At 57.8% G+C, this 12,114-nt stretch carries 7 protein-coding genes and 1 pseudogene; 5 read left to right on the top strand and 3 right to left on the bottom strand.

The annotated features are described in order from the left end of the window. The first annotated feature begins 7 nt into the window (after positions 1-7). A complete protein-coding gene (locus BMY45_RS01145) occupies positions 8-757 on the top strand; it encodes an enoyl-CoA hydratase-related protein (RefSeq protein ID WP_092393435.1) in 750 nt (249 codons plus the stop codon). Positions 758-1,371: 614 nt separating this feature from the next. On the opposite strand, the gene pyk is transcribed toward BMY45_RS01145, so the two are convergent. Beyond that, positions 1,372-2,823 (bottom strand): pyruvate kinase, encoded by a 1,452-nt coding sequence (gene pyk / locus BMY45_RS01135; RefSeq protein WP_092393429.1) that lies wholly within the window; start codon positions 2,821-2,823, stop codon positions 1,372-1,374. A 339-nt stretch (positions 2,824-3,162) separates the two neighbouring features. Here pyk and BMY45_RS01130 point away from each other — a divergent pair, with 339 nt between their 5' ends. The 3 genes from BMY45_RS01130 (at position 3,163) to BMY45_RS28290 (ending at position 7,805) form a co-directional block, all read left to right on the top strand. Further along, positions 3,163-3,537, top strand: a complete 375-nt coding sequence (locus BMY45_RS01130; RefSeq protein WP_092393426.1) for a tetratricopeptide repeat protein — start codon at positions 3,163-3,165, stop codon at positions 3,535-3,537. Positions 3,538-3,829: 292 nt separating this feature from the next. Then, positions 3,830-4,189 carry a PilZ domain-containing protein gene (locus tag BMY45_RS01125; RefSeq protein WP_092393423.1) on the top strand — a complete coding sequence of 120 codons (360 nt, stop codon included), beginning with the start codon at positions 3,830-3,832 and terminating at the stop codon, positions 4,187-4,189. A 457-nt stretch (positions 4,190-4,646) separates the two neighbouring features. Beyond that, positions 4,647-7,805, top strand: a complete 3,159-nt coding sequence (locus BMY45_RS28290) for a hypothetical protein (protein WP_256573615.1) — start codon at positions 4,647-4,649, stop codon at positions 7,803-7,805. A 100-nt stretch (positions 7,806-7,905) separates the two neighbouring features. On the opposite strand, the gene BMY45_RS01110 is transcribed toward BMY45_RS28290, so the two are convergent. Both BMY45_RS01110 and BMY45_RS01105 read right to left on the bottom strand, forming a co-directional pair. Further along, positions 7,906-9,093, bottom strand: a complete 1,188-nt coding sequence (locus tag BMY45_RS01110; protein WP_092393414.1) for a Fic family protein — start codon at positions 9,091-9,093, stop codon at positions 7,906-7,908. Positions 9,094-9,384: 291 nt separating this feature from the next. Beyond that, positions 9,385-9,744, bottom strand: coding sequence for a DUF6124 family protein (locus BMY45_RS01105; protein WP_092393411.1), 360 nt, complete (start codon positions 9,742-9,744; stop codon positions 9,385-9,387). Positions 9,745-10,201: 457 nt separating this feature from the next. On the opposite strand from BMY45_RS01105, the pseudogene BMY45_RS28285 reads away from it, so the two are divergent. After that, a pseudogene (locus BMY45_RS28285) lies at positions 10,202-12,114 on the top strand (hypothetical protein); the annotation flags it as partial.

Raw genomic sequence — 12,114 nt, 5'->3', positions numbered from 1 at the left:
ACGGACCATGACCGACACCCTGCTGCTTGAACGCGAACGCGGCCTGTTGACCCTGCGCCTCAATCGCCCGGAAAAGAAAAACGCCCTGACCCGGGCCATGTACAGCCAGTTGGCCCAAGCTTTGGCGATGGCTGACGTCGACCCGCAGATCAGCGCGGTGCTGATCTGCGGCTCCCATGACTGCTTCACCGCCGGCAACGATATTGTCGACTTTCTCGAACAGCCGCCGGCCGATCTCGACAACCCGGTATTCGAGTTCATGCTCAGCCTGCTCGATTGCCGCAAACCGGTGATCGCCGCGGTGGCCGGGCCGGCGGTGGGCATCGGCACTACGTTGCTGTTGCATTGCGACCTGGTCTACGTCAGCCGGGACGCGCGGCTGCGAATGCCGTTCGTCAGCCTGGGGTTGTGTCCGGAATTCGGCTCCAGCCTGATCCTGCCGAGGCTGCTCGGCCAGGCCAGGGCCGCGCAGTTGCTGCTGTTGGGCGAGGGCTTGAGCGGCGAACAGGCGGCAGCCTGGGGCATCGCCACCGAGGCGCTGGACAGTGGCGAGGCAGCGTTGGCCAAGGCGCGGGACGTGGCACTGAGTTTCGAATCGCTGCCGGCTGAAGCGATGCGCATCAGCAAACAACTGATGAAGGCCCCGGACCGGGAACAACTGCGTGCCGTGATCGAAGAGGAGGGCAGGCTGTTCACCCAACGACTGCGCTCGCCCGAGGCGTTAGAGGCGTTGTCGGGGTTTATCAACCGGCATTAGTTTTGTAGTGCATGGGCTGGCGCAATCGCGAGCAGGCTCGCTCCCACAAGGAGTGGTGTTGAACACATTAGCCATGAACACCACAGAGCCCCCGTGGGAGCGGGCTTGCTCGCGAAGGCGTCGGCACATTCAACATTGGAGCAAGCTGACCCACCGCTTTCGCGAGCAAGCCCGCTCCCACATTGGGTTTGTGTTGAGCACATTAGCCATGAACACCACAGATCCCCCGTGGGAGCGGGCTTGCTCGCGAAGGCGTCGGCACATTCAACATTGGAGCAAGCTGACCCACCGCTTTCGCGAGCAAGCCCGCTCCCACATTGGGTTTGTGTTGAGCACATTAGCCATGAACACCACAGATCCCCCGTGGGAGCGGGCTTGCTCGCGAAGGCGTCGGCACATACACCATTGGAGCAAGCTGACCCCCCGCTTTCGCGAGCAAGCCCGCTCCCACAAAGGAGTGGTGTTGAACACATTATTCATGAACACCACAGATCCCCTGTGGGAGCGAGCCTGCTCGCGATTGCGCCAGCCCAGGCAACACCTTTTTCAGGCGGCAAAAACCAAAAAGCCCCGCCATTCACATGGCGGGGCTTTTGTTTTCAGCGGCCGGTCACTCAGACCATCGGGTCGCCAACGTGCAGGATTTTCATCCCGTTGGTGCCGCCGATGGTGTGGTAGCTGTCGCCCTTGGTCAGGATGACCCAGTCGCCGGTTTGCACCACGCCGCGCTTGACCAGTTCGTCCACCGCTGCCTGGCTGACTTCACCCGGTTGCAGGGCGGCCGGGTCGAACGGCACGGTGTAGACGCCACGGAACATGGCGGCGCGAGCCTGAGTTTCGCGGTGCGGGGAGAACGCGTAGATCGGCACCGAGGAGCGGATGCGCGACATGATCAGCGGCGTGTAGCCACTTTCGGTCAGGGCGATGATCGCCTTCACGCCCGGGAAGTGGTTGGCGGTGTACATCGTCGCCAGGGCGATGCTCTCGTCGCAGCGCTCGAAGGTCTTGCCGATACGGTGGCTGGAGGTCTTGCTGGTGGGGTGCTTTTCCGCGCCGATGCAGATGCGTGCCATGGCCTGCACCGCTTCGAGCGGGTAGAGGCCGGCGGCGCTTTCGGCCGAGAGCATCACGGCGTCGGTGTAGTCGAGCACGGCGTTGGCTACGTCGGACACTTCGGCGCGGGTCGGCATCGGATTCTGGATCATCGACTCCATCATCTGAGTCGCGACGATCACCGCTTTGTTGTGGCGGCGCGCGTGCAGAATGATCTTCTTCTGGATGCCCACCAGCTCGGCGTCGCCGATTTCCACGCCCAGGTCGCCACGGGCCACCATTACTGCGTCGGAGGCTTTGATCAGGCCGTCCAGGGTTTCGTCGTCGGCCACGGCTTCGGCGCGTTCGATCTTGGCCACCAGCCAGGCGGTGCCGCCGGCTTCGTCACGCAGTTGACGGGCGTATTCCATATCAGCCGCGTCGCGGGGGAAGGACACGGCCAGGTAGTCGACTTCCATTTCTGCGGCCAGCTTGATGTCAGCCTTGTCTTTTTCAGTCAGGGCCGGGGCTGTCAGGCCGCCACCGCGCCGGTTGATGCCTTTGTGGTCCGACAGCGGGCCGCCGATGGTTACGGTGCAGTTCAGTTCGGTGGCGGTGGCGGTGTCGACGCGCATCACCACGCGACCGTCGTCGAGCAGCAGCTCGTCGCCCACGCCGCAATCCTTGACCAGGTCCGGGTAGTCGATACCGACCACTTGCTGGTTGCCTTCGGTCAGCGGGTGGCTGGTGGAGAAGGTGAAAGTGTCACCAATCTTCAACTCGATGCGCTTGTTGGCGAATTTGGCGATACGGATCTTCGGGCCTTGCAGGTCACCCAGCAGGGCGACAAAACGGCCATGCTTGGCAGCGAGGTCGCGTACCAGCTTGGCGCGAGCCTTGTGCTCTTCGGGGGTGCCGTGGGAGAAATTCAGACGGGCAACGTCCAGGCCAGCCAGAATCAGCTGTTCGAGAACTTCCGGCGAGTTACTGGCCGGGCCAAGGGTAGCGACGATTTTGGTGCGACGGACGGACATGCAAGACTCCTCAGGTTCAAGCGCCAGCGAAGGCTACTATGCTCTTTGGGTGTAGTCATTGTTCATGTGCACTACTTTTTCGTTTGTTTTTCGAAATGAACATTCTTGAAAATTTTTGCGCCTGCGCCAGGGCTCATCTATTCCCGTAGGAGCTGCCGAAGGCTGCGATCTTTTGATCTTGATCTTGATCTTGATCTTGATCTTTGGCTTGAAATTCAACTGGCTTCAGGAAAGATCGCAGCCTTCGGCAGCTCCTACAGAGGCGTGCGGCGATCATGGGATTTGTTTGAAGTTTTTCCCAACCAGGTCGATACAAAGCTCAAGACAGGAGAACCTCCCATGCGATTCGTGCTTTTTATTGCCCTGGCCCTGAGCATCACGGGCTGCACCCGTTGGTCGATGAACCACCATATGAACCTGGCCTACAAGGCCTACGAGCGGGGCAATTGCGAGCAGGTGATGCTCGAGCTGTCCAAGGTCGACCGCGCCAGCCGGGCCCGGCGCTACATGCAGCCGGAAGTCTCGATGATGCGTGGCCAGTGCCTGGAACGGCAGAAGCTGTTTGTCGATGCAGCGCAAACCTACCAGTTCCTCTTGACCCAATACCCTAACAGCGAATACGCCTTCCGCGCCCGTGCCCGCCTCGAAACCTTGCAGAGCCTGGGCCATTATCCGCTGCGCAGCGCCCCGGCGATCCGCCCCACCGCGTTCTGATACCGTCCGTCAAGGCAATGGCCAGGGGCAATCCCGGGCCATTTCTACCTTGTACCATGGCGATTGATGAAACTGTCGCCCCGGACTGGCTGCCGCCAAACCCTGAGCTATATTTGTACAAATATGATTAGAGCCAGGTCTCTAATTTCAAGAGGCACCTGTGACCGGCAGAAGTAGGGCTAACGCGCTTGCAAGCGTCTGGCACCGGGATCGGGGAGAGCGGGCCCGTTCATGCCCGTTCCGAAGTATCCGGTAGCCCCTGTACGGGGTGGTTCAAAAAGCGATACAGGACATGTACAAAAAGAGGCGAATCGAGCGGCATCAGTTGCCGTATTTCCTGCGTGTGTTCAACGGTATGAACGACAGGCCCATCGGTTTTTTGGGCAACGTCTCGGCAGACGGGCTGATGCTGATCAGCCATTTGCCGTTGATGGTCGGCGCGGACTTCAATCTGCACCTCAAGATCCCTGCCGATGAGGGACCGCAGTTGGACATCGAATTAAAGGCCAGTTGCCTCTGGTGCCATGAGGACGTGACCCCGCAGCATTTTGACGCCGGTTTCAGCCTCAAGTGGGCGCCGCCGGAGTACGGGCAACTGGTGAGTGCGCTGCAGCAGTATTTCAGTTTTCATCCGTTGCCAGAGTCGGCTTGAGGCCATCTCTGTGAGAGAGCCAGGGCGCAACGCCTGGCTCTTGCGGGTGTACTCAATCCATTGTGGGAGCGGGCTTGCTCGCGAAGGCGTCGGCACATTCAGCATTGATGTCTGCTGACCCACCGTCATCGCGAGCAAGCTTGCTCCCACAGGCTTTTCATCGGTCTGTACGTCTACAGGTCGGTCCTCAGCGCTGAACCTTCGTCTCGTTATCCAGCAACTTCCCCAGCAGCAACACCCCATCTCGCCCATCTGGCGGGTCTGTAGTCCGTTGCGCAAGGCGTTGTAGTCACTCGGACTTTTCCTGGCTCCGGGCCCCGCCACTCGTCGGTACTGTCAGAACTAACAGGTGTTTTGAGTGGGTCGGGTGACATTCACTGAGCATCTGAGACCTTCTGGCGATGGCGCTTGACCGAACTTTTTTTTTGATTCCGATTATAAAGTTGAGGAGATAGCCATGAGTGTTGGCGACGATCCCGAAAAAAGCGAACCCGAAGAAATACCAGAAGAAGGTTCTGGAGATATTAACGGTATGCCTGATCCGGAAGACGGTTCTCCAAAAGGGGAAGTTTTTTTGGAAGCCGTGGAAGGTAACCTTTGGGCGAATTTTACCGCGTTATATACATGGTCTTCGGATGGGAAATCATTTCTGCTGTCGAGGCCAAAGTATAGTGCGAAAAGTAATGGCGAGAGAAAGGGAAATGTTCTGATTAATCTCAAGTCGGCAGTGGAAACGGGTTATCGCGAGTTAACCAACGATAACGGAATTCAAGACGGGCTTTGGCATGAAATTAACACGACAATGTCAGTGGCGGGGAACTCGAGTTATGTAGAGGTGTACTATAAATATACCTATGATGTAAATTTTGGAGATGATCCTCATCTCTATGCGAATAAAACTTATAGGTTTGTTCCTGGTACTCCGGTGATTACAGCTCCGTCAGGTCCTATTGGTGATCCGTTGATTAATGTATTAGGAACGGGTGGTGCATTTGCTGCTGGCACGATAACGATACATAACGTTAACAATGACGCTCGGTTAGGTACGGCGGATATTTACAATACGGGCAACTGGACGGCGACTTTTAATATGCCGAGCGGTTTGGACACTCTGACGTTTTACGCGATACAGAAAATCGGGGATTTACCATCGGCAAAATCGAATCAGATGACGGTTACCTTGGTCTCAACAACACTTACAACGCCCGCGCCAAACGCCATTGTGCTCGCCGACCAGCTTGTCTTCAGCGGAAGAGGATTTCCAGGCAACCAAATGTGGGCGGTTTTCCCTAACGTCGGCACAGAGCTGTCTGAAAGAGTCTCCGTCAACACCAATAAAACGTGGGAGGCCCGGGGCAAGATCCTGGCCAATGGGCCTTGGTTGGCGCAGGCTGCGTATCAATCGGGAAGCGGACCCGTTAAATATACTGAGGAGCACCGCTCCTTCACTGTTTTAGGCAAACCGAATATCACCCGGTCCACAGCCAATAAGGACATGAGTTTCACGGTATACGGAACAAATGGGATGGAGGGCGCCAGCGTCGTAGTGCGGCTCGATGTTATCGGTACCCCGGTCGGTCAAGGTAGGGCACAGTCGAACGGCTCCTGGAGTGCCCCAGTGCAAGTTGCGCCGGGAACGGTTTCTTTGGTGGCGGAACAAACCTACCAAAACATCCCGTCGGGACCGAGCACTGCCCAAGCGTTCAAGGTTCGCCCCCCCAAACTGACCGCCGTCACCGTCACCACCCCGACCGACACTTCAGTGAAGTTCGAAGGCAGCGGCTACACCGGCGCCACCGTGCTGATCACGGTCGTCAACGGGCCCAACGTCACGGCGCCGGCCCCTGCGCCGGTGAACGGTGACAGGTGGAACACAACCGCGACAAACTGGCCATTTGGCTCGTACAGTCTGAGGGCTATCCAGCGGTTTCCTGACGGCGACAATGGCTGGATTGATTCGCTGCCCTACACATTCCCCGTCAACCTGATTCTTCCCGACCCGACCGATATCACCTACACAGCGGTCTACCGGCCCGTGTTCTCGGGTAAAGGTTTCAACGGTGCGACGGTGAAGATCCTGAATCCCGACGATTCACCCGCAGCCCCCGAAAAAATTGTGTCTGGCGGTGTGTGGTCGAGTATGGCGTCAACGGAGTGGGGGCCGACGTTCAAGCGCAAAGTCAAAATCAAACAATTCAAGGATGGCCAGGAATCGCCGACCTGGCAGGAAATCGAGGTCACCATCCCACCGCTGGCACCCGTCATGGACGCGCCCGTGGAAAATGGCCTCTCGCCCAACCTCAGTGGCACCTGCTGGCCGGGTGCTGTGCTGACACTCACGTTCAGTGACAGCCCCATTGAACACCCCGTGGACAATGACAACGGTACTTGGAGATTCCGGCGCGACGAGCCGTTTGCACCGGAGATCACCCACACCGCGACCCTGATCCAGACCGCCGCCCAGCAACCTTCGCCGGAGGCGTCCAGAACCTTCACGGTTGCCACACCCATGCGCAAACCGGTGATCACACACCCCACTCCCAATGCCGACGTCGGTCGTGTGCTGACCGTGCGCGGGCGTGACGGCATGGCCGAGGCGTCGATGCAGGTGCGTGATGCGCAATTCCAAACGGACCTGGGCACTCCCAAAGTGCTGACCGCCGACGGCGAATGGTTCATCGAGCTTCCCGTGCTGGAGTTTCGAAGCTACACCATTGATGCGCAGCAGACCTTGCGTGGGCAAGCCTCCGAGCGCAGTACGCCGGTGACCTTCACGGTGGTGGTGTTGCCACCGGAGTTTGACGTGCCGCAGCCTGGCGGCAATCTGCCGCGCACCATGGAGTTGTCCGGTACAGGCATGTCGGGCGGGCGGGTTGATATCTGGCTGCAAGGCGCAACCGAACTGTTGGTCGAGGGGGCGTTTGTGGGGGCTGATGGCTGGAAAGCTGAAGTGACCCTGCCGGTAGGCCAGACCACGATTCTGGCCCGGCAATACTTTGAGGGTCGGCCTTCCAAGGACTCCGCGCCGCTGACCTTCAACGTGGTTCCTGCTGCCCCATACATTGAAACCCCGGCCACCGACGAGCACATTGGCCGGCGCGTGGTGGTGTCCGGTTTCGGCGTACCGGGTGACACCGTCACGGTGAAACTGGGCGACGCCGCGCGCACGGTGCTGGGCAGCAGTCCGGTGCTGGAGGACCGCACCTGGTCACTGACGGTGGTGTTCGATCAACCCGGCGGCCTCTACGGCCTGATGGCCGTGGCATCGAGCGAGGGGTTTGATTCCGCCGATTCACCAGCTCGCGCGGTGGTGCTGGGCACCTATCTGCCTTCCATCGAGGTGCCCATGGCCGGAGCCTGGGTCGACAACCCGGTCCGGTTCGAAGGCGAGGGCCGGCCAGGCATCGGGCAGGTGGTGAGCTGGTACAACCCTGATCAGGTCTGGGCTTCGGGGCTTAACGTCGAAGCCGGTGACTGGCAGGGCGGGGCAACGCAATCGCTGTCCGCTGGCGGCCACTGGTGCCGGTTCAAGCAAACCCTCACCGACACGGCGGACGGTGCGACGGCGTCCGATTGGGTTGAGAGCGGACGCTTCGAAGTCCGGCCTCATCTGTAGGAGCTGCCGAGTGCAACGAGGCTGCGATCTTTTTCCAGATAATTGAGTCTTGAGCGAAAGACCGCCAGATCAAAAGAACACACTGGGACACCGCCACAATTCAACCCATTTGGAAATGCAGGTTTGGAAAGATCAATCCGGCGAAGCGTGCGGGCAAGCCCGCTTCCACCGTGCGGGATCTGGGGGTACTACTGACCACTATCCCTGCTTCGATCAAGCGGCCCAGTTCTTCCGTTGCAAGCCGATCCTTCAAACCTGTGAACACCTTGAACTCCGCACGCGGCATCGCACCTTGGGTGAGAAGAGCCAACACAGCAGCTGCACTGGTGGGTCTGATACCGGCGCGGCGAAGGTCAGGATCCGTTGAGAGCACATGAACAACCTGTTCGCGCAATCTGGCGGGGTTCAGTACGGTCGTCATATATTCAATCTGGTCGTGGCAGACATCGAGCATGAATTCAATGAAGTTGAAGTAGTGACGCTGTGAGAGTTGTCCACGCCCGTCATAGTCACCTTCACGAGGGCGATCAGCCAAAGCCAGGAAGCGATAGTACTCATCCTGCCTGCGAGCCAGGCCACGAGACAGTGACCAGAGGGAAGGTTTCAGTCCGAGATGAACAAGTTGCAGGTGGGTGAGCATCCGAATCACTCGGCCATTACCATCAAGGAAGGGGTGGACAAGCGCCACTCGGTGATGACCTGCCAGGGCAGCGATCAATTGGCGCCGCGGATCCTTTATTCGTCCGTAGTGCAGCTGCAGATGCTGAAGCATGGGCAATACCGCTGCGGCGGCTGGGGCGACATGGGCGCCAACCTGGACCTGCTCATTCTCTTCGGCCCGCAGTCTGCCTGCTTCCATCATCCGACCATCGCCTAAGGTCAGTTCCTCGGTTGAAGCGTCCTTGAACAGCCGACGATGGATGGTAGCGATCAACTTGGGATCGAACATCGCGGACAAGCTATTTGTTGGGTGCATGCGAAGCACCCGCTCCATCACCTCCTGCTGCGTCATGTGTTGCACGGCAAGCTCTTTGAGCTCCTTTCTTTCTCGTTTCGGTATTGTGCGCGCAGCCTGGAGGTCAGCGATTTCGGTTCGATGTCCTTCGATCAAATTCGAGTAGTAGGTATTGGTGATGCGCAACAGGCCCGCCAGTTGCTTCGATGTCTCATCGGCAAGCCGTCCGGCAAGAAATTCTGCCTTGCGTGGCAGCTGATCCGCTGCCTGAATGATCGAGTCGGGCAGATTTTCTGGCAGTACTGGGTCAAGGTACGTTTTCGAGGTAATCATCTTTTTTGCTTCCAGAGAACGCAATCGGCTATTTTTTTGGTAATTTCTGCGGAAATTTATGCGGAAAACAAAACGGCCTATAACGCCCGTGGTTGCTTGGTTTGGTTATGTCGTACGATAGACGATTTTCAGCGTTTCTGCGGATTTTTATGCGGAAATCAAAGATTGATTAATCAGGCACCTGCATATGTGCGCAAGCCGGCGAAACGGTGGAGACTCTATAGGCCGGGACTGCGCCCCCCAGATCAAGATCAAAGGATCGCAGCCTTCGGCAGCTCCTACAGGGCGCTTTCAGCGCTGAACTTTCGCTTCGTTATCCAGCAACTTCTCCAGCAACAACACGCCCATTTCGCCCATCTGGTGAATCGCCAGGGCCAGGTTGCGCGGGGCGCCTTCCAAGTCTTCGGACAGATCCAGAATCAGCGTGCTCACTGAGCAGAAGGTTTCGTAGGTGTGCGCCAGCATGCCTTCGGGATCGGCGTCGGGGGCGACGATGAAGTAATCCAGTTGTCTTGCGGGTTTTTCTGGGGTGTCGGGCTTGAGGTAGTGGTCCAGGGCTTTCTGGGCGGCTTTGTCGAGTTTTTTGGTGTCGAGGGGTTTGTGCGCGGGTTGTGAATCGGTTTTCGGGGGATTGGGTGTTGGTTTGATCATGATCGGTCTCCGTAATGGGGCCATCACCCGGCTCGCGACTAAACGAATGAAGGGTGGCGGCTGGACGCAGGTTAGTCGACCGGCGGAGACACGAAATCCGGCGCGCCCGAGGGCGCCCTGCGTACAGCCACCATCAAGTAGGGGATAGGGAACACCCCACGGGATGACGCTTGTGCACATCATGTCGAACCGCCGGGCGACTAAACCCGATCGCTGGTTATCAGCGACGCGAATCAAGTTACGGGGCAAGGCCAAGGCGCACAAGCCGGCGGATTCTGGCGGATCTGTAGTCCGTTGCGCAAGGCGCTGTAGTCACCCGGATATTTCCTTATACCGGGCCCCGCCACTCGTCGGCACTGTCAGAACTGACAGGTGTTTACGCTGAGAGGCCGGCATCTACTACCCCTGAATCCTCTTGTAAACACCAGCCAATTGAAGAGGTTAATCGGAGCTAGTCATGATCGACGATGACACCGACGATATTGATGGACGCGACGCGGCGGAAATATCAGAAGGAAATAACAGCGTGAATGCCGACAAAACTTATGATGTGCGTAAGGTGTCGGACGTTATTTCTGCTGATAGTTTGGCTACAGAGCACACAGTGTTTTTATATCCAATTGGTAGTGGGGTTGCTATCGCGAAGTATAAGTTTGAGTACGAGTGGAGTTCGGATGGCGCATCATTTACCGTTGTAGGAAAACAGTATTTATCAAGGCCTAGTGGTCTTGCTAACTGTCATTTTAGTTTGATGGTTGAGAGTGTGGGTAACTGGATTGCAGCCAGTGAAGACAATGCGCGTCAGGATGATGCGTGGCATAGTTTTCCGTATGTGTACAACATAAATAGTAACGCTAGCGAGGAGCTGATTCGTGTACGGGCTTTGTATTGGGAGGGTAATAGTCGGATGGACCTGAGCAATTACTTTGTTGCCTCTTACAGTCGTCAAAGCCCTTCGATAACGAGCCCTGTCCGTGACGGTGACGTGCTGCCCAATCTGGAGGTTTCAGGTACCGCTACTTCTGGAGCCTGGGTTGCGGTTTATGAAGGCCACACAGCCCGGCAATTGTCGGACTGGGTGGAATCCGGTTTTGCGTGGCGAACACGTTTGCGTGAACCGCTGACCCCAGGATTAAAAGTCCTGACAGCCAGACAGCAACACCGTGGCGTGCTCTCAGGCTGGGCCGACAATATATCTGTGACGGTACTGCCCAAGCCCTCCATCTCATCCCCTATTCCCGGCTCGGTCATTGAGCATCGCAGGCCGGAAATTTCTGGCACTGGGATACCGACCGCAGAGGTGCAACTTCACGTCAGCCATTCGGCGGCTGAAATACCCCATCCAGTGTGTATCGTTGACTCGCAACGGCACTGGCGGACAACGCCCCATAACGATTTGCCGTTGGGGGAGTTTGAGTTTACTGCCAGACAAACATCGGCGGGTATGCATTCTGACTGGGCAGACGATGTTTCTGTTGTGATTGAATTACCCGTACCTGTCATCACCGGCCCCGTAGCCAATTCGGTTCAAGACAGGACCTTTACCGTAAGCGGCAACAATGGGCGTTCGGGTGCCATCGTTCAGGTATTCAGCGATACTCACGACGATATGTTGGGCCAAACCAATACGTTGACGGGGGCTAATTGGAGCTGTTCCGTTACAGCGCCTGTAGGGAATACATCGCTGGCAGCACTCCAACGAGTAGACGGGACCCCATCGAATCGAAGCACACCCCGAGCCTTCAGAGTCCGCCCCCCCAAGCTGACCGCCGTCACCGTCACCACCCCGACCGACACCTCAGTGAAATTCGAAGGCAGCGGCTACACCGGCGCCACCGTGCAGATCACGGTCGACAGCGGGCCCAACGTTACGGCGCCAGCCCCTGCGCCGGTGAACGGAGACAGGTGGAGCACAACCGCGACAAACTGGCCATTTGGCTCGTACAGCCTGACGGCTATTCAGCGATTTCCCGATGGCGACAATGGCTGGATTGATTCGCTGCCCTACACATTCCCCGTCAACCTGAGCCTTCCAGACCCGACCGATATCATCTACACACCGGTCTACCGGCCCGTGTTCTCGGGTAAAGGTTTCAATGGTGCGACGGTGATGCTGTTTAATCCCGGTGGTCAGTTGAAGGTGGCCCCGGATGCCAGGGTGTCCTCCGGTCAGTGGCAGAGCACGGCATTAGAGGTATGGGGGCCGACATTCAAACGGGAAGTCCATATCAAGCAATATTTGAACGGGGTACCGTCGCCGGAATGGATCAAACTTGAGGTCACCATCCCACCGCTGGCACCCGTCATGGACGCGCCCGTGGAAAATGGCCTCTCGCCCAACCTCAGTGGCACCTGCTGGCCGGGTGCTGT

Origin of the sequence: Pseudomonas sp. NFACC39-1 (genome assembly GCF_900110355.1) — a bacterium.
Classification (GTDB): Bacteria; Pseudomonadota; Gammaproteobacteria; order Pseudomonadales; family Pseudomonadaceae; genus Aquipseudomonas; species Aquipseudomonas tehranensis.
This window is presented reverse-complemented; position numbering and strand designations above follow the sequence as displayed.

Coding starts and splice junctions, on each gene's coding strand:
- BMY45_RS01145 (WP_092393435.1), top strand. CDS start 8: ATGACCGACACCCTGCTGCTTGAACGCGAACGCGGCCTGTTGACCCTG.
- pyk (WP_092393429.1), bottom strand. CDS start 2,823: ATGTCCGTCCGTCGCACCAAAATCGTCGCTACCCTTGGCCCGGCCAGT.
- BMY45_RS01130 (WP_092393426.1), top strand. CDS start 3,163: ATGCGATTCGTGCTTTTTATTGCCCTGGCCCTGAGCATCACGGGCTGC.
- BMY45_RS01125 (WP_092393423.1), top strand. CDS start 3,830: ATGTACAAAAAGAGGCGAATCGAGCGGCATCAGTTGCCGTATTTCCTG.
- BMY45_RS28290 (WP_256573615.1), top strand. CDS start 4,647: ATGAGTGTTGGCGACGATCCCGAAAAAAGCGAACCCGAAGAAATACCA.
- BMY45_RS01110 (WP_092393414.1), bottom strand. CDS start 9,093: ATGATTACCTCGAAAACGTACCTTGACCCAGTACTGCCAGAAAATCTG.
- BMY45_RS01105 (WP_092393411.1), bottom strand. CDS start 9,744: ATGATCAAACCAACACCCAATCCCCCGAAAACCGATTCACAACCCGCG.